16 protein-coding genes are annotated in these 17,683 nt (G+C 43.2%); 15 read left to right on the forward strand and 1 reads right to left on the reverse strand.

What is annotated here, in order from left to right:
- The first annotated feature begins 12 nt into the window (after positions 1–12).
- The 15 genes from ACRCA4_RS01470 (at position 13) to ACRCA4_RS01540 (ending at position 15,908) form a co-directional block, all read left to right on the forward strand.
- Positions 13–1,173: an aminotransferase class V-fold PLP-dependent enzyme gene (locus tag ACRCA4_RS01470; protein WP_433183130.1), complete on the forward strand. Its 1,161-nt coding sequence runs from the start codon at positions 13–15 to the stop codon at positions 1,171–1,173.
- A 159-nt stretch (positions 1,174–1,332) separates the two neighbouring features.
- The gene (locus tag ACRCA4_RS01475) at positions 1,333–2,676 is read left to right on the forward strand and encodes a tryptophan 2,3-dioxygenase family protein (RefSeq protein ID WP_433183132.1); all 1,344 of its coding nucleotides are present in this window, start codon (positions 1,333–1,335) and stop codon (positions 2,674–2,676) included.
- Complete coding sequence (locus ACRCA4_RS01480; RefSeq protein ID WP_433183135.1) at positions 2,669–4,294, forward strand: FAD-dependent monooxygenase; 1,626 nt, start codon at positions 2,669–2,671, stop codon at positions 4,292–4,294. The genes ACRCA4_RS01475 and ACRCA4_RS01480 overlap by 8 nt, the downstream gene beginning before the upstream one ends.
- A gap of 30 nt (positions 4,295–4,324) precedes the next feature.
- A complete protein-coding gene (gene ilvE, locus ACRCA4_RS01485) occupies positions 4,325–5,260 on the forward strand; it encodes a branched-chain-amino-acid transaminase (RefSeq protein ID WP_433183137.1) in 936 nt (311 codons plus the stop codon).
- 11 nt (positions 5,261–5,271) lie between these two features.
- Positions 5,272–6,042, forward strand: coding sequence for a cyclase family protein (locus tag ACRCA4_RS01490; protein ID WP_433183140.1), 771 nt, complete (start codon positions 5,272–5,274; stop codon positions 6,040–6,042).
- 61 nt (positions 6,043–6,103) lie between these two features.
- Positions 6,104–7,363 carry an ATP-grasp domain-containing protein gene (locus ACRCA4_RS01495; RefSeq protein WP_433183143.1) on the forward strand — a complete coding sequence of 420 codons (1,260 nt, stop codon included), beginning with the start codon at positions 6,104–6,106 and terminating at the stop codon, positions 7,361–7,363.
- Positions 7,363–8,601: an ATP-grasp domain-containing protein gene (locus ACRCA4_RS01500; RefSeq protein ID WP_433183146.1), complete on the forward strand. Its 1,239-nt coding sequence runs from the start codon at positions 7,363–7,365 to the stop codon at positions 8,599–8,601. The genes ACRCA4_RS01495 and ACRCA4_RS01500 overlap by 1 nt, the downstream gene beginning before the upstream one ends.
- Positions 8,602–8,655: 54 nt before the next feature.
- Complete coding sequence (locus tag ACRCA4_RS01505; RefSeq protein WP_433183149.1) at positions 8,656–9,870, forward strand: ATP-grasp domain-containing protein; 1,215 nt, start codon at positions 8,656–8,658, stop codon at positions 9,868–9,870.
- 9 nt (positions 9,871–9,879) lie between these two features.
- Positions 9,880–11,118, forward strand: coding sequence for an MFS transporter (locus ACRCA4_RS01510; protein WP_433183152.1), 1,239 nt, complete (start codon positions 9,880–9,882; stop codon positions 11,116–11,118).
- A 157-nt stretch (positions 11,119–11,275) separates the two neighbouring features.
- On the forward strand, positions 11,276–12,370 hold the full coding sequence (locus ACRCA4_RS01515) for a pyridoxal phosphate-dependent aminotransferase (protein WP_433183154.1): 1,095 nt from the start codon (positions 11,276–11,278) through the stop codon (positions 12,368–12,370).
- Between the two features lie 44 nt (positions 12,371–12,414).
- Positions 12,415–12,870, forward strand: coding sequence for a VOC family protein (locus ACRCA4_RS01520; protein ID WP_433183157.1), 456 nt, complete (start codon positions 12,415–12,417; stop codon positions 12,868–12,870).
- 34 nt (positions 12,871–12,904) lie between these two features.
- Complete coding sequence (locus ACRCA4_RS01525) at positions 12,905–13,543, forward strand: FMN-binding negative transcriptional regulator (protein ID WP_433183160.1); 639 nt, start codon at positions 12,905–12,907, stop codon at positions 13,541–13,543.
- 27 nt (positions 13,544–13,570) lie between these two features.
- Positions 13,571–13,948, forward strand: a complete 378-nt coding sequence (locus tag ACRCA4_RS01530; protein ID WP_433183163.1) for a hypothetical protein — start codon at positions 13,571–13,573, stop codon at positions 13,946–13,948.
- A gap of 165 nt (positions 13,949–14,113) precedes the next feature.
- Complete coding sequence (locus ACRCA4_RS01535; protein WP_433183166.1) at positions 14,114–14,728, forward strand: LysE family translocator; 615 nt, start codon at positions 14,114–14,116, stop codon at positions 14,726–14,728.
- Positions 14,729–14,826: 98 nt separating this feature from the next.
- Positions 14,827–15,908 (forward strand): IS3 family transposase gene (locus ACRCA4_RS01540; protein WP_433183169.1). Its coding sequence is split into 2 segments (ribosomal slippage): positions 14,827–15,058 and positions 15,058–15,908, totalling 1,083 coding nucleotides; the frame shifts between segments, so codons are not numbered across the junction.
- Positions 15,909–16,201: 293 nt separating this feature from the next.
- On the opposite strand, the gene ACRCA4_RS01545 is transcribed toward ACRCA4_RS01540, so the two are convergent.
- The gene (locus tag ACRCA4_RS01545) at positions 16,202–17,479 is read right to left on the reverse strand and encodes a tyrosine-type recombinase/integrase (protein WP_433183171.1); all 1,278 of its coding nucleotides are present in this window, start codon (positions 17,477–17,479) and stop codon (positions 16,202–16,204) included.
- Between the last annotated feature and the right edge of the window lie 204 nt (positions 17,480–17,683).

Genomic DNA, 17,683 nt, shown 5'->3' on the forward strand with positions numbered 1-17,683 from the left:
GGAAATCAGGTTATGACACCTCAAAGCTTCAGAGCAAAGCACCTTTGCCTTGACCAAAAGATGGTTTATCTAGCGAGCTGTAGTTTAGCGGCTAGAACCCATTCATTGAACCAAGCCATTGCCACAATGCTTGATGATATGAGTACCAAAGCCCTTGGTTGGCATGCTTTTGAGTCTTATGTCGTTCAAGCTAGAGCACTTTTTTCTCAGCTCATTGGCGCTGACGAAAAACAGATCGCACTATTACCAAACGCCAGTGTAGGGGCCTATCAGGTTGCCTCTACAATGAGTTGGGATAACCGCGATGGCATTATATTTTCGTTGAATGAGTTTCCCTCTATCGCACATGTTTGGAATGCCCAAAAGGCTCGCGGTGCGGCCTGTCATGGGTTACAGGTAGCTGATAGTCAAGGAGAAATCTATCGGTCTTATGGCGAGACAATAAGCCATAGGACCAAACTGGTTTCTATTCCTTATACCAGTTATCTCGATGGACGCTTGATGCCAGTTAAGGCGGTAACGGGAGTGGCTCATGAGGCGGGCGCTAAAGTGTTTGTGGATGCCTATCAAGCGATTGGTGTCGAACCTGTTGATGTTATAGCACTCGATTGTGATTACCTAGTGGCAGGCTCAATGAAATATATGATGGGCTTGCCGGGGCTGGCTTTTTTGTATGTTAAAGCAGGTGTCAATGATGACATTTTACCGCAAATGACCGGCTGGTTTGGTCGCAAAAATCCTTTTGAATTTGACCCTTTGAATGTCGATTATCCGCCAACTGCCACGCGGTATGAAACAGGCACGGTTTCTGTGCCTGCTGTATATAGCGCCACCGCCGGAATAAGACTGTTGTTAGAGGTGGGTGTTGAGCAAATCAAATCACAGGTAGAAGGGCTAGTCACCTATGCCGCCGAGCGTTTGAAACAAACTCAACAGCTAGCCCACATACCGGTTAGAGGCGAGCATGGGGCGATTGTGGCTATTCGCGTCGATGATGTGGCAGGTTTGGAAGCGTTTTTAACCGAACATAAAGTAATCACCAGCCCTCGTGGCTCACTTTTAAGGTTGTCATTTCATTATTTTAATTCTCGCGAGGATGTTGATAAGGCATGTGATCTTATCGAGCAATTTTGCGGCATTGGTCCAACGGAAGTATCAACTAGAGGCGATTGACGCCACCAATTGCTCAATATTTTTTAACTAACTCAGAAGTCATTGAGCATCTGCAAATGGTTTAACTGATAACGCGATTTTTTCAGTTGCAGTCAAGCGAAAGCGAGCGGTTTATACAGATGATTGATTATACAAAAGCAATACTAAAGGAGCAGATTGATGGAAAAAGAAAATGTTGCTTTAAAGGTTCAGTCTGAAAGTGGTAACAACAAAAGTGAAGATGAGCTATTTTTAAACAGCTTTACCGAGGGCACTGTTTATACCAATAATGAGCGTGCGGTAAAAATGCTTAAGAAATGGAGTGAAAAGAAAGTCATCACTTCCTTTCCATATCATGTCGTTGTTAGCGCCTATCATGAGGTAGGTAAGCACTTTGTTACTAAAAAGTTGCTTGCTCAGATCGACCACGTCAGAGCGAGCTTGATCGAGCTGCAAGATTTTGAGTATCAAAAGATAATCAACTTCTTAGATGTGAGCTTAGACAAATACGATGAGGTTTATGACTATCGTACTTATCTTGCGCTCAGCTTGTTGAACCTGCCTAAAACAGAATCAGTTGACTGTTACCCAACTGGGGCTGAAAGTGCCATTGACCAAGCCATATGCTTACTTATCGTTGATATCTTAGAGTATGAGTTAGACGCGCTGGAAAGACCTTCATGGTTGCCTATGATCCTAGCTGATGAAAAGCTGGTAACCAAGCGATGTTTCTTAGCGCTTAAAGCGTTGCAACCTTATTTGCATCGTTTGCATTTTGCCTGCGATATTGACCTAAAGAAACCGATAGAATCAGCTCGTTATCTGATTGAAAGTGTTGCCTATCGCATGAGCGGTGACCAAAGACGCATGTTGCACAGCTCAATCCTGCCAGTTTACTTAGTTCATGATGAATATATGTTCATCCGAGTGTTACAGAGCTTTGAATCGGTATTTTCTTGGATGACATTAGAGCTAACTGCTGCAATCAAAGCCTTTGCAGGTGATAGCCCGCGCGTCATCAAACACATTAGTAATTGCGACCAAATGCTCACCGAAGCCGTGTTGTTTTTCCAACTACTGGCAACCATGCGACCTGAAGCCTTTAAAGTATTTAGAGAATACACCGAAGGGGCGAGCGCAATACAGTCTCGTAGTTACAAAAAGGTAGAGTCACTGTGTCGTGTGCCTGATGAAGACCGCTTAAATTCTTTGGCCTACGACTCTGTTCCTGAAGTCAAAGAACGATTACTTAAGGGCCATGCCAATTTGGATGATGAATATCGTTTTGCCGTCGCAAATGAGGTATTCAGCCGCGAACAATTAGAAGAGATAAAACAGTGTATGGATAGCTTTGCTGCCAAAATGGTACGTTGGCGCCAATCTCATTATGGTATCGCGATGATCATGTTGGGCATGGAGAAGGGCACCGGCAGCACTAAGGGGACTCCCTATCTCAAAGAAGTTAGATGTATACCCATCTTTAAAGCAACGAAAGAATTAACTGGAGAGAAGTGTTGTGATTAATAGAGCGGAGAATAGTTGCATTGGCATCATCGGAGCCGGTCCTATTGGTTTGGCGCTAGCAGCAAGGTTAGCTGGCTTTGGCATTAAAAGTGTGATCTTGGATCGCTCGGCGCATTTGTTACCAAAAGGTTCTAAAGCTTGTTTGATCCAAGGGGATGCTTTAGAAGTTCTTGATAAAATAGGTTGTGCTGATCCTATTGCTGAGGAAGGTATTCACTGGCGAACGGCTAGAACCTATATTCGTAATGTCGAGCGTATTACCCAAGAGTTTCCAGAAAGAGCAGGTTACGGTGAGTTTGTTAATATTTCACAATATCGCATAGAGCAAGAGCTTTTAGCATGGGTTGAAAACCACTCTCTAGTCCAAGTTTGCTGGTCACATGAGGTTATTGGTTATAACCAAGGCAAAAATCAAGTCACAGTGACAGCTAAAACGCCTAGTATTGAAAAAGACTTTAACTTTGATTACCTCGTGGCCTGTGATGGTGTCGGCAGTACCATGCGCAAGCTAACTGGGGTTAAATTCAATGGTTATACCCACAAAGATCGCTTTTTGATCACCGATATCAAAGCGAATATCCCATTGACTAAAGAAAGACACTTTCACTTCGACCCTGACTTCAATCGTGGTCGTCAATTAGTTATGCATCCACAGCCTAACAATATTTGGCGTATTGATTGGCAGCTGTCTCCTGATGCTGATATTGAGGCAGAAAAAGCCAATGGCAAATTGGACGCAAGAATTAAAGCTGTAATAGGGGATATTCCTTATAACATTGAATGGTTAAGCACTTACCGCTTTAATCAGTGTGTTATTGAGAAATTTAAGATCGGCAACATATTCTTTGCTGGTGATGCTGCTCACTCATTCCCGCCTTATGGCTCACGCGGTATGAATAGCGGGCTTGCAGATGCCGATAACTTAGCATGGAAGATGGCGGCTGTGCTAAAAGGTCATGCCGATGAATCTTTGCTTGATAGCTATCACACCGAACGTTTTGACGCAGCACAAGAGAACTTAAGGGTGACAGAGGCCACCATCAAGTTTATGGTGCCACCAACGCCGTTGAAACGTTTGGTTCGTAATATCAAATTGTCTCTATCTGTGCTGTGGAAAGGCATGAGAGGTCAGGTTGACCACGGTAAGATGACCCAACCATATACTTATAAGCAGTCTGCTTTAATTGATACCTCAGACAGTCGCTTCGTAGGGCAGTTTTCGCCAGATGTGGCAATATTCGTCGATGGCAAAAAGACCCGTTTAAGAAAACTCATGGGGCAGTCTTTCCTCTGTTTTTATGTTGGCGAGCTACAAGGGCTAGCTGAGTTCTCTAAACAGGCTGAGCTGCTCAATAACTATGCCAATGTCACCTTTGTTGCTGCTTTCCCGGTGGGCGATGAGATTGGTCAAGTGCCAGATAATATTGACGTTGTTCGATACGACGACATTCTGTTTTTTGAGACCCTCAAGTGTGGCGACCGTTCAATGTACGTATTCCGTCCGGATAGCCATATCGCTTCGCACAATCAAGTGTCATCTGGCATGGATATCAACCAAATAATTGCGTGTGCCAGCGGCTGTGAAGCAATCCCAGTTGATATGGCTAAAGCCTCTTAAAAAGATAATAGTTAAAGGAAAAGAAGCAATATGAGCTTGAATAAACCGAAATATGCGTGGCTAAACGGTGAAAAGGTTGCGTGGGATAACTGTGTTGTTCATGTTAGAACACAAGGCGCGTTCTGGGGGGCAAATGTATTTGAGGGCGTGCGTGGCTATTGGAATGCCCAGCAGCAACAAATATTCATGTATCGTATTCAAGAGCACATTGACCGTCTGCGTGGGTCAATGAAATGTGTTGATATGCCAGTAACTTACACAGATGAAGAGATCATTGAAGCTAGTGTAGGCTTATTACAGGCTAACGAGTATCAAGAAGACGTGCATATTGTTATTGCGCCTTATTTCGCAATGGGGCCTAACTTTGATCCTTTGTGTCATACCGAAGATACTGGTATGCACATTACTGCCATTCCTATGCCCCGTTCGCCTAAATATGACAGTGGTGCGGCGGCTACCGTTTCTACTTGGCGCAGAATTAGCGATGATTCAATGCCACCGAGGATCAAAACAGGCGCGAACTATCACAATAGTCGTTTGGCCCAGCATGAGGCGGTGCGAAATGGGTTTGATACCGCATTATTTTTAAACCAAAGAGGCACTATCTCAGAAGGTCCGGGTTCATGCTTAATGATGTTTAATCGTGGCGTGCTAACCACCCCACCGGGTACTAGCGGTGTATTAGAAGGCATAACCGTCGACAGCGTTGCTCAAATTGCTATGCAGCAAATGGGCTTAAAGTTTGAAAGAAGAGAAATCGACCGAACAGAGCTATACACCGCCGAAGAAGTCTTTACCGTGGGCACTTTATCAGAAATAACTCCTTTGATTAGTGTTGACCGCAAAGTCATAGGCAACGGTCAGCGCGGACCAATAGTGCAAGAGCTGCAACGTTTATATGAACTAGAAGTGCGACTTGAGCCTAAAGCGCAGTTATCGACACCAATTTATTATAAAGGTTTATAAGGAACGAACTTATGGATAATTCAACCTCAACTTTGATGAGCTTGGCCCAGCAACTGGTTAGCAAAAAGGTAGAAGTTATTGACTTGACTGCGCCTTTATCGAGTGAAACCCCAGTGATTCGCCTACCAGCAGATCGCGGTCAGCCTTGGCCTTTCGAGCGTCAAGTTATCAGCCGCTATGATGAAAACGGTGAAGAGGTTTATTGGAACAACATTCGAATGTCAGAGCACACAGGGACGCACTTTGATGCGCCTATTCACTGGATCTCTGGTAAAGACTTCACCGATGTTTCGCAAGTGCCTGTACAACAATTGGTCGCTCCGGCTGTGGTTGTGGATGTATCTGATCAGGTTGATGATCCAGACTTTTTACTAGAAAGACATCATGTAGAAGCTTGGATAGAGCAACACGGCCCGTTACCAGAAGGCGGCTGGTTGTTATATCGCAGTGGTTGGGATGCGCGCGGTGAAAATGCCGATACCTTCTTAAATGACAGCCATACACCTGGGGTAAGTCCTGAGTGTGCTAAGTGGTTAGCCGAGCAAACGCCGATTGTTGGTATCGGGGTTGAAACTGTGGGCACAGACGCAGGCCAAGCGTTCACCTTTGAGCCGCAATTTCCAGTGCATTGGTATTTTCAAGGTGCCTGTAAATATGGTTTGACCCAGCTCAAAAACTTAGCGAAGTTGCCGCCTGTAGGCGCTGTACTGGTGGTTGCGCCATTGCCGATAGTGGGCGGTTCAGGCAGTCCGTGTCGTGCTTTTGCCTTAATAGAAAGCTAGTGGCAAAGCACTTAAGTAAAATTGAATTAACAGATAAAAACAGAACATATGGGTAATAGTAATGAAGCAAAGTAAGTACTGTTTATTGTTGGGCGTAGAAAAAAATCGCTTTCGTAGCATAGTCGCTGGCGCACGTATGACCGATATGCCGATTGCGATCATGCAAAAGGAAGGATTTATTGACGGCAACCGTTATGCAGAGGTTGTTATTGAGGGTAATTTTGACAACCCGGATGAAGCATTAAAGGCAGTGCAACAGTTTGCGGAAAAAACAGGTATGTTACCAGGGGCCGTCGTGCCTTTGTCTGAAATGGCTATTATGGTTGGGGCAAAAATTGCTGCTGAATATGGTTTGCCATACCTGAGCGAAGGCGCTTTAAACAAAGCCCGTGATAAATATGAAATGCGCAAAGTGGCGCAAGAAAACGGCATAAAGGTGCCAAAGTTTGCAAAATTCTCAGACAGAGATCAGCTACAAGCGCTAAGCAAAGAGTTTAGTTTTCCTGTAGTCATCAAGCCAGCGAATGCTGGTGGCAGTGAAGGGGTGGCTTTTGTCAATACCCCAGAGGAACTTGACCAAGCCTTTGATTACCTACAAGGGGCAGTTTCTGGTCATAAGATCAAGTATGGCTTAAAAGAAAACGACTATCAGATAGAAGAGTTTGTTAAAGCTGAGATCGAATTGTCGGTAGAAGTCATTAACAGCAAAAGTGGCCGTGAAGTTTTGTGTGTAACCGATAAAGAACTTACGCCGCTACCTTACTTCGTAGAGATAGGCCACTCAATCCCAAGTGTTGCCTCTGATAACCAAGCGTTAAAGGACGCCGCCTTGCGTATATGTGATCTGATGCACATAGAGCATGGCTTAGCCCATGTTGAGTTTTTCATCACCGCACAAGGAGAGCCAGTATTATTAGAGGTTAATGCGAGAACCGCAGGGGGTGGTATTCCTGAGGTATTTGAAAAAGTCACTGGCGTAAACATGTTTGAATTACACATTGGTTCTTATTTGTACGATTCAGTCGAAGTGCCAGAGATAAATATTAAAGGGTTAGGGGCTATCGGATTTATGAAAGCTGCTCCGGGTGTAGTAGAGAAAATCAACCTGCCAACCTCTGCGGAGTTACCCGAAAGTGTCATTGGCATTCAGTTGTGGGCCAAAGAAGGCAAAGTGGTTAATCCTAGCTTTAATAATGGCGAACTCGAAGGCTTTGTAGAGTTTTACTGGCCTGAATATCAACTCGATGGCAAGCCTAAAGAGTATTTAACGCTAACAGAGCAATTAACTGAATCCATATTCGAATTAAAGGCCGTTTGCTAATGAATATATTAGTATTACATCGTGTGCGCTACTTGGATATTTTGTACCACAAAGCCATAGACCATCAAGCCAATGATGTTTATTACATCGGCATCGAAGAGAAAATTGCTGAGTTGCCAGAGGATTTGCGTTGCACCAAAATCGTTCGTCCGGGGATTGAAGCGCCATATAAAGAGGTTATAGCCGCCGTTGAACCTTTAGGGGTTAAGTTCGATCATGTTATTTCGGTCAACGAATTTGAACTGATAGATGCAGCCTATATTCGCCAGCACTTTGATATTGCAGGGCCAAGACCTGAACAGGTTGAAAAAGTCAGAAACAAAGTGGTGATGAAATCTTGTGTGGAACGGCACAACATCAAAGTGCCGCAATATATGTCTCTAAGTCAATTTGTCGAAGGACAATCTCTGGCGGTGGATGCAGAGCAAAGCATCATTCTTAAGCCACTTGATGGCGCTTCATCTGTTGATGTTGTGCACTTTAGCAGTCAACAGGCGCTGCGTGATGCGCTACAAAGCAAAACAACAGGCGTAGAGAGCTTAGATAAAGCCGAGCAGATAGACCCCAGTGGTTTCCAAGTGGAAACTTATATTGAAGGACCTATCTTGCATATTGACGGCATGGTTCGCGATGGTGTCATCGAAATGTTGGTGCCCAGTGAATACATTAATACACCGCTGGATTTTGCTAACGGCATTCCTTTAGGTTCGATTCAGTTTGAGTCTACTGCCGAATTAACTGCATGGGTTGGAATAATCTTAAAAGCAGTTGAAATTAGCTTAGGCGCGTTTCATCTTGAAGCCATTCGTTCGTCGCAAGGTTTGGTCTTTCTTGAAATCGCCCATCGCGTTGGTGGTGGCGGAATCACCGAATGTCTTGCAAGGCGCACCGGAATGCACCCAGCGACAGCTGAACTGGGCTTATTGACCGATGCTAACTTCTCGCTAGACAGCCAGTGGGATAAGCAGCACCTTTATGGTTTTGTGATAGTGCCGGGTCATCAACTAGCCGGGGATTATTGCCAAGTGAGCGGTCATGAGTTCTTACATGACAGTGGTAATTTAATCTCAATGCACCAACTTGTCACAGACAGCAAAGTCTCGCGTGTGGTCACCTATAAAGAGAATGAATTGCCCTTAGCCTGTTTGTTAAAAGCCAAAGATACACAAAGGCTGCGCGATGTGGTTGGCCGATTGTTTGAACAGCTGGAAATTCGTACCAGCAAAACGCCGTTTTAATGTGAAACTCGCCTTAGGGTGAGAGCACGATTAAAAGAATGAATAGGAAAAAAGATGAGTTCAGATACAAAGCATGCATTGGTAGTAGGCAACGTTCGTGCACCTCATGTGATTTTAGAGAAGTTAGGTTATCGCATTTCTTGGTTGTGCAAGCGTTCTTTGAACTACATGCACTCAATGGCCGATAACAATCGCTGTCAGAATATTTTTAACTACAGCGGCGACAACCAAGAGCAAATAATTGAACTGGCTCAATTAATTAATAAGTATGACAAAGTAGATGTCGTCGTGGCCTTTCATGATGCCGCGCAGCTTGATGCCATTGCCATTGCTGAGTGTTTAGGATTGCCGTTTAACTACCAGCCAAACACACTGCACTATACCCGCAACAAAGATACCATGCGCGAAGTGCTAAAAGCCCATCAACTGACAGAGCTTAAGCAGTCAATGGTGGCAGATGTTGAACAGTTAGAGACATTTTATCAAACCTACCCAGAGATAGATAAAATCATCTTAAAGCCAGTTGAGGGCACAGGCAGTGAAGGCGTCAGCATTTTTGCCCGCGCACAGTTAGCCGAGCAAAGTACCTCACCTTTGGAATTTCCCTTGTTGGCCGAAGAGTATTTCTCTGGTCAAGAGTTTAGTGTTGAAGGCTTCTCACAGAAAGGTAAACACTACATTATAGGCATCACCGAAAAGTTTAAAGGCGAGGGCACTTTTGTCGAGTCAGGCCATCTGTTTCCAGCGCGCTTAACGGATGAAGACGTAAAGCTTGTTCAAGAGTATGTGGTCAATTGCTTAATCGCATTAGAAGTGACAGAAGGTATCACTCACAGCGAAGTGTTACTCAATGAAGGGAGATTGGAAATGATAGAAACCCATACCCGCGTAGGTGGCGATAACATCAGCGAATTGGTCAAGCTAACTACTGGTGTCGATCTCTATTACTTGCAAACCCATAATGCCCTTGGTGAGATCATAGCAGAGGATAAAATCTTACCTAAGCCTACTGGCAAACATGCTTGTATTAAATTCCAGTTTAATATCGACGTACAGGGCAAGATCAAAGCCATTGAAGGGATTGATGAGGTTAAATCGTGGGACAACGTAATAGAGGCTGATGCCAACTATGCCGTGGGTGCCATTTTGCCTTTAACAACGCAAAGTCTCGATCGCAGTGCATATGCCATGGTTGAAGCACAAGACGCCCACTCAGCGTTAGCGTTAGCCGATAAAGCGATTTCTACCATCAAGTATACGCTTGAGTAGGAGGCGGTTTTGAAGCACTTGGCAATAGCGGAATACTTTATCAATATAGGCAAAGCGATTTTGATCCTGGCTTTTGCTAAGTTTATGTATGACGAAACCGGGCAAATCTGGCAGATCAGTTTAACCTTTCTAGCTGAAGTGGTGACATCTTCACTTTTACCGTTAATCATCGGTAAAGCGGTTGATGAGCATGGCGTGCGCAGAATATTAGTGGGCTCAGCGGCTGGTCATGTGCTGTTTTGTCTGATCGGGGTTGGCCTTATCTATAAGTATGGCGCAACCGCTTCGTTGTTATTGATGATCTCAGTTTCATTAAGTTTGCTGTGGCCGATATCTAGAATGGCGCTCTTTAGCATTACCCCACAGCTATCTAGTGAAGCAGCTTTAGAAAAAGACAATGGCAAATTGACCACTGCATTCCAAGCTGGGCAGTTTACTGGCATGGTCGCAGCGGCATGGCTGTTAGATCAGTTTGGTTTTATCGTTATTTTGGGTTTAACAACGGTCATCTACTTTATTGCCACCGTGTTCTACATCACTGCCACACAAGCGTTGAAGGTCAAAGAAAGTAGTAAAGTCCAAAAACAAGATGATGCTGCCAATCACGTTAGCTTTATTGAATTAGTAAAACAGAGTAAGCCCTTTATACCAGCGTTTTTTCTCAGTAACTTTGATTTTGTCACAGTAGCTATATTCAATATATTGTTGGTCTCTGTAGTGGCAATTAACTTTGATGGTAGCACCTACTGGTTAGCAGGACTTGATGCCGCTTACGCCATTGGCGCTATGTTCGGCGGACTGGTAGTGGCAAGACAATTTAGAGGAAAGAAAACCAGTATTAGAGATGTGATGCTCATACAGTTTTTGTTCTTGGGCTATTTGATCATAAGTGTCAACTCATCGGCTAAATACCTGATGATACTGGCGATAGTATTGGTTGGTGGCTTTCAAAGTTTCTCAGGGATTTACTGGAGAACTTACCTACAGACCCATATGCCCTCACACATAATTGGGCGTTTGACTGGGATAAAATACATTATTTCTTCATTTCATATTGGCCTGATAGTGATGATAGTTTCATTCGCCCATGAGATAAGTTTCGATATGGCGATATTTATTTCAATAGCGCTGACTGCTTTTCAGATAGTGATGTTGATCATACACAAGCAAAATAGCGACAAGAAAAAGGCGCTGGTGCAAGCACAGAAGATTGGCATTGTTGTCGACCCTGTGGTGGCAAAAGAATAGTGTTATATATTGCTCAGAGCACAATTCGGGCCCTTTGTAATTAGGCCGCAGATGAATTGTATATAGGCAATGTAGAAGAAAATGCCTTTAAATATTTTATTAGACCTCAAAAATAACTTTAATATGCTTTACTGGACCTAAACTAGGGAATTATGCGATGTTTGACTTATCGAAAGTCGTAAGAAAAGAAGTTGCCGATCATCCAAGAGAAATACTTAGAGCTTATTTGGATGATAGAACAAGCTACTTAATGTTGGATAAGAATGAAAATCTTCATCCAATGAGCGATGAGCAATTCGAAGTTTTCAAAAGTACTTTGACACCGGAAAAAATCTGTCAGTATCCGGTTTTAGACGGGCTTTATAAAAAGATAGCTAAACTAACAGGTGTTAAAGAAGAACAAGTTTACATAGGCCACGGCTCAGATGTGGTCATTAAGTCAATATTTGATGCCTGTATTGAAAAGGGGGACCATATCGTTTTACATCAGCCTTGCTATTTTCAATTTGAGAACTACGCCAAATACGCAGGCTGTGATTACACCAGCGTGCCCGTAGATACAGACTGGAAGCCAGACGTTGAAACCATGTTAGCGGCCGTTACAGACAAAACAAAAATGATGGTCATAGAAGATCCGAGTGGTTTTGTCGGCACCCGTTTAAGTCATGATGATATGGCGCTTTTAGCTCGTCGCTTGTATGAAAAAAATGTTTTGTTGTTGATTGATGAAGCCTACCTTTATGTACTTCACAACACCAGTGAGAATCTAGATTTAATAAATCAATACGAAAACGTGATCATCACTCATACCATGTCAAAAGCCCACGCTTTAGCGGGTGCACGGGTCGGTTACATGTTAGGCAATGCAGAGATTATCGACATGATAAGCCGCGTCCGTCCTTTGTACGAAATTAGTGCATTGTCTGCTTGGGCTGCTGAATGGCAACTAGACCACCCAGAGCAACTCGCCAATTTTCAAAAGACCATTGCTGATTGTAAAAAATATCTGATAAGCGAGTTCGAGCAATTAGATATTCAATATAAAGACTCTTGTGGCAACTTCGTTTTAATCAAGCTGACTAATGAAAATGACCACATAGTAGAGGCCATGTTCAAAGAGCTGGGCATTTTAATTCGCAGACCGTTTGTAGAAAATCAATTGGTCGGTTGGTATCGAATTTCTATTACAGGCATGGAAGAAAGTAAGCAATTTGCCGAAGCGCTGAAAATTGTTGTGTCACACTTGGCATAACCTATCAGTAATAGAGTTCTCGATAAACTAAATAGAGGAATGTTATGAATGACTACAAAGCGAGAGCTGTTGGCATTAACCATGTATCAATTTCAGTAGGCGATATCAAAGCTGCGGTTGAGTTTTACGGCAAACTATTATCTATCAAGATAGGCCCTCTTTGCGCTGAGGAGGGCTCAATCGAGATGGGCGATCAGTTTTTGGCATTCACCAAAAGTGGCGAGACAGACCGTAAGCTGGGTCACTTTGGTTTTGTTGTCGATGACAGAGAAAAGGTTCGTGAAGCGTTAAAAACCGTAGGCATTGAGCCGCTACCAGGCAGATTTTTAGGCTTTATTGACCCTTGGGGCAATCACATTGAAGTTGTGAGCTATGAAAACATCAAATTCAGCAAAACAGACAACGTGCTAAAGGGTATGGGACTTGGTGATTTGGAAAAAAATGAAAATGCCAAAAAGTCCTTGGTAGCCGATGGTTTGGCTGGTGACGTTGAAGCTTAATTGCTGATACAGCCATTACAATTTGAGTGTAAACATGTATATAAACAGAATGTTTGAAGAGCGTCGGGTTGATGTGATGCATAATCTGATCAAGTCACATCCTCTAGGTGCTATTACAGTTCACGGTAGTAACGGCATTACCGCCGATCATATTCCACTTTTGCTTGATACTGAGGCTGGGCCTTATGGTACTTTGACCGCGCATGTGGCGCGCACCAATCGTTTTTATGAAGGAGTGCCTAGTGACCAACAAGTGTTGGTGGTGTTTAAAGGTGCTGATGCTTATGTTTCACCAACATGGCTTGCCAATCGTAAAACCCATGGTCGCGTCCAGCCAAGTTGGGCTTATGCGGTGGTACACGCCTACTGTACGATGAGCGTCATCAATGGCAGGCAATGGATGGAAGAGCATTTAGAGAAGTCGGTGGACTTCTTTGAGCAAGATATGGCCGAGCCTTGGTCGTTGTCTGAGCCGCCAGCAGAATTTGTCAATCAACTTTATAACCATTTGACGGGCATTGAGTTAAAGATAAATTCTCTCGTTGGGAAGTGGCAGTTGATGCAACAGCGCCTGCCAAATGACAGGCTATCTATAGCCAATGGTATGCGCGAGCAAAACTTGCCACAATCGCACCAAGTTGCCGACTTAATTGAACAAACTATAAATTCTTAAGATTTAACTTAACAATGGAGATTTAAAATGAGTAAACCAACAATAAATTACTTGGCAGAAACTTGTGCAGGCATCGTCGCTCAAGGCGCGGATGCACGTTTTGTATCAGACATGCTAGATGAAGCCATTCCTGATGGTAACAACCTGGTGGGTCAACATTTCGCCCTGTATTGTTGTGTTCGTACCGTTGTCACAAATATCAAAGATGAAGCGATAAGAGACAAATTTTCCGAATTGGTTGCCCAAAGAGGTTTTACTTGCGTCTCTATCGAGCAAGTGCATAAGCTAAAAGAATTGTATCCTTACCACTGGTTCTTAGTATTTAATGAAGACGGCAGCGGTTCAATCAGCGACCCTAAAGTAGACTTCCACAAAGAATATAGGCACTTAAGCGAGATTCTTTAAGGCGAGCTAACAGGCTAATTGTATTGGGTGCTAATCATACAGCCCCAATAGAACTCAACGGCCGCAACTGTTGCAAATTTATCAGCATTGACCAGAAAACTTAGATTAAAGGCTTATTTTAAGTTAATACGTGCGGGCTTAGCTCATTAAATAAAGGATACTAAGTTGGAATTTTCAGTGTGGCTTAGCTTTATAGGCATATCTTTAGTTATTTTAATAACACCCGGAGTAACCGTTGCCTATCTCATTAGTCAAACCTTAGCTCATGGTAAAAAAGCCACTTTGCCATTGTCAGCTGGCGTAGTGTTAGGCGATAGCGCGTGTTTTATTGCCTCTGTTGCCGGCCTAGGCGCTTTGTTAATCGCCTTTCCGAGCTTGGCCTCAGTGGTGAAATTTGTCGGGGCTGGCTACTTGGTTTATATCGGCATCACCAGCTGGTTGGCTAAAAGCAAAAAGGGAGTGATCCCATCGGCTCAAGGCCAATATAATGCAGTAGCCTTGTTTAGAGGCACATCCATTATTACCTTTTTCAATCCAAAAGGTATTTTGTTTTTTGGCGCTTTTTTACCGCAGTTTATCAATGACGATAAATCTTTCATGCTGCAAAGCAGTATCTTAGGTTTAACCTTCGTGACCCTAGCCATGTTAACCAGTTTCAGCTATTGCTGCGTATTTTCGTCAATTCAATCATTACCCATCGCCCAGTCTTTTAAATCATACTTTCATTATTTCAGTGGAGCGGTGTTGATACTACTTGGTGTGTTTAGTTTACTGTCTTAAATCAAGATGTAGTGCAAGAATTCAATCTGTAACTACCCCGTAAAATAATACAGATTACTCGTAGAATTTCTTTTAAGCTAAAGCAAAGGAGTTTTACGATGAGCAAACGCAAAACAGAAAGCCAAATTGTGGCGATTTTGAAAGAAGCCGAAGTGGGCGTGCCCATTAAAGATATCTGCCGTAAGTATGGCATTGGCAATTCCACCTTTTATAAGTGGCGTGAAAAATATGGCAGTATGGAAGCGTCCGATGTACGGCGCTTAAAAGAGCTTGAAGAAGAAAAACGGCAACTCAAGCAGATGTATGCCGAGTTGAGCCTGAAATCACAAATGTAAGAGGATATTATAAAAAAGCTTTAGCACCTGTGGCAGAACGAAAAATCTGGGTACGGGAGCTACAGGTGCAGTATAACGCGAGTATTGTAAAGTGCTGTATTGTGGTCGGCATCAGCCGTACCGCCTACTACTACTACTACGAGCCTAAGCTGGCCGATGATGATGAAATCATTGATGCCTTAAATGCGTTAATTGAAAGGCATCATCGGTGGGGTTTCCCTAAATGCTTTAAACGCCTTCGAAAGCTAGGTCATCGTTGGAATCACAAGCGCGTCTATCGTGTTTATACACAACTAAAACTGAACCTACGACGCAAAGGAAAGCAACGGCTGCCCAACCGTAATCCGGAACCCTTGGTTGCACCTAGTGCACTGGGTAAGTGCTGGTCAATGGATTTTATGAGCGATATCTTGCACAACAAAGTCCGGTTTCGGACATTTAACGTTATTGATGACTTTAACCGCGAAGTACTAGGGATTGATATCGCGACCAGCATGCCATCATTGCGTGTGATACGTTATCTGGATCAACTTGCTGAATGGCATGGCTACCCTGAAAAAATCCGAGTTGATAACGGCAGCGAGTTCACCCCAGAAGCCTTCGTCAACTGGGCAGAAGCACATGGAATTACGATTGACTACATCAAACCGGGTTGCCCATACCAAAACGCATATATTGAACGATTTAACCGAACGTATCGTGATGATGTACTGGATTTATACATATTCAACAACCTGAATGAAGTGAAGCAAATAACCGCAGACTGGATTGAGTTGTATAACACTGAACGACCGCACGATTCACTTAATGACATGACGCCGCTAGAGTACCGTAATGCGGCATAAATACTCTACGAGATGACTGTGTTATAAAAGGGGTATTTACAGTACACAAACTCAATATTATATTTATGGCAGAAAGATTCTACATCGATAATTTATTGGGGGGATTACCCCTGCAAGTCGTTAATGGTTGGCATCCACTAACCTGTTAACATATGTACCTGAACGGTTAGGTATTAAACAAGTAAGGTTTAGCGAAATTAATATATTTTTATTTCTAGATGTAAATTGTCATTTAACAATGAAAGTAGGTTAGGCGTAACCTCTTGGAAATATACGCCTTAGTACACCCCCAATTAGATACAGCCTCTACGTGCGATATTTTTTTCCCACTTAATATACCGCTCGGCCCAAATTTTATTTAATTTTTCACGGACTTCCCATCTTGATTCAATTTCTTGCTTTTGCGGGAGATTTACACCTGATAACTGCTGACTAAACATGCGTGGTATAACATGGCTATAGTGTCGCTCTATCATCTCTATACTAGTACCACACTGGCGCGCTATAACGTCAATTGTTACTTTCTGGGCAATTAGCTCCCATGTGATAAAAGAGTGACGTAAAGAGTACAAGCTCCTTTTGCCTTGTGGTGAGTTATCAAGGTTGATCTCTTTTAATGCGGCATTAAAGGTACGGCTAATTTCATTTGTGATTTCGCCATTTGGTAAACGAAATATTAAATCGTTCGCCTGACGTTTGGGAAAACGCTTTGCAATCCGGAATATGATTTGTTGTATGGCGCGCTTACAAACAACTTCACGGGTGCCTGTATGTAGAGTCGTTTTACCTTTGCGAACACTGATAAAAAAGGTGGCTTTGTCATCCTGACGCTCCATGTGTATATCACCCCACGTCAGGTTATCTAATTCAGTGCCAGGGCGGATACCTGTATGGATAACAAACTCAGCGTAGTCTTGTGTTAACTCACGGATTTGACGGGTTACTTCCTTGCGGCTGCTCAGCTCCATTTCATACAATTGGTCTTGTATCCGTTCGTATTCGGCTGGAGTAAAAGCTGCGCGTCTAGCGGAGGTAGTGCCATTAGTGGTTAAAGTCGGTACTTGGACTGCTAACATCCATTTACTATCCACAGCTTCTTTGAATACGATTTGCATTGCTGCGTTATGAGTCATGAGAGTAGAGCGGGCGGGTTTACGTTTAAGTAGATTTTCACGCCATATATCAAACTCACGTAGTTTGTCATTATCGATAGAGGTAACAAAGGTTCGGTCAAAGAATGGAATATGGTATTTTTCAAGGGCGGCAATATAATCAGAATAAATAGCCTTACCTGCGCCACGTTCAATGTCATGTTTCATGGTAGCAATAGCTTTGGTAGCAACGTCCTTGAAACGTTTGCTGGTAGTCAGTGTGTTGGTTTTAGCACGAATTTCATATTCCATTAGGATACGATGGGCCATGGCAATGGCGCGATCTTTATCTACCTCTTTGGTAGTTCGAGATAACCATTTACCATTCAGCGAGAACCGAGCATACCAACGTTTGCTATTACTCTGTAAGAAGATATAAAGACCAGCGGTAATGTCATGTCGCTCTAATTGACTAGTCATGGTTAAGCACCTTGCTTGTGCCTATAATAGCATTAAACAAAATGTGAGTGCTTATACTGCTGTTGCATCTGTTATATGTCATGTTGCGCATGGGTTTTGTCCGAATAGAGTTTGCTAAGTTTTTGCTAAGCGTCTACTTTGCTAGATTAACTTATTGTTTTATAAAATACTATTCTAGACGCGTTTTATTCAAAATCCACCGTT

Source organism: Rheinheimera sp. WS51 (assembly GCF_050936095.1).
Taxonomy (GTDB): Bacteria; Pseudomonadota; Gammaproteobacteria; order Enterobacterales; family Alteromonadaceae; genus Alishewanella.

Coding starts and splice junctions, on each gene's coding strand:
- ACRCA4_RS01470 (WP_433183130.1), top strand. CDS start 13: ATGACACCTCAAAGCTTCAGAGCAAAGCACCTTTGCCTTGACCAAAAG.
- ACRCA4_RS01475 (WP_433183132.1), top strand. CDS start 1,333: ATGGAAAAAGAAAATGTTGCTTTAAAGGTTCAGTCTGAAAGTGGTAAC.
- ilvE (WP_433183137.1), top strand. CDS start 4,325: ATGAGCTTGAATAAACCGAAATATGCGTGGCTAAACGGTGAAAAGGTT.
- ACRCA4_RS01490 (WP_433183140.1), top strand. CDS start 5,272: ATGGATAATTCAACCTCAACTTTGATGAGCTTGGCCCAGCAACTGGTT.
- ACRCA4_RS01495 (WP_433183143.1), top strand. CDS start 6,104: ATGAAGCAAAGTAAGTACTGTTTATTGTTGGGCGTAGAAAAAAATCGC.
- ACRCA4_RS01500 (WP_433183146.1), top strand. CDS start 7,363: ATGAATATATTAGTATTACATCGTGTGCGCTACTTGGATATTTTGTAC.
- ACRCA4_RS01505 (WP_433183149.1), top strand. CDS start 8,656: ATGAGTTCAGATACAAAGCATGCATTGGTAGTAGGCAACGTTCGTGCA.
- ACRCA4_RS01515 (WP_433183154.1), top strand. CDS start 11,276: ATGTTTGACTTATCGAAAGTCGTAAGAAAAGAAGTTGCCGATCATCCA.
- ACRCA4_RS01520 (WP_433183157.1), top strand. CDS start 12,415: ATGAATGACTACAAAGCGAGAGCTGTTGGCATTAACCATGTATCAATT.
- ACRCA4_RS01525 (WP_433183160.1), top strand. CDS start 12,905: ATGTATATAAACAGAATGTTTGAAGAGCGTCGGGTTGATGTGATGCAT.
- ACRCA4_RS01530 (WP_433183163.1), top strand. CDS start 13,571: ATGAGTAAACCAACAATAAATTACTTGGCAGAAACTTGTGCAGGCATC.
- ACRCA4_RS01545 (WP_433183171.1), bottom strand. CDS start 17,479: ATGACTAGTCAATTAGAGCGACATGACATTACCGCTGGTCTTTATATC.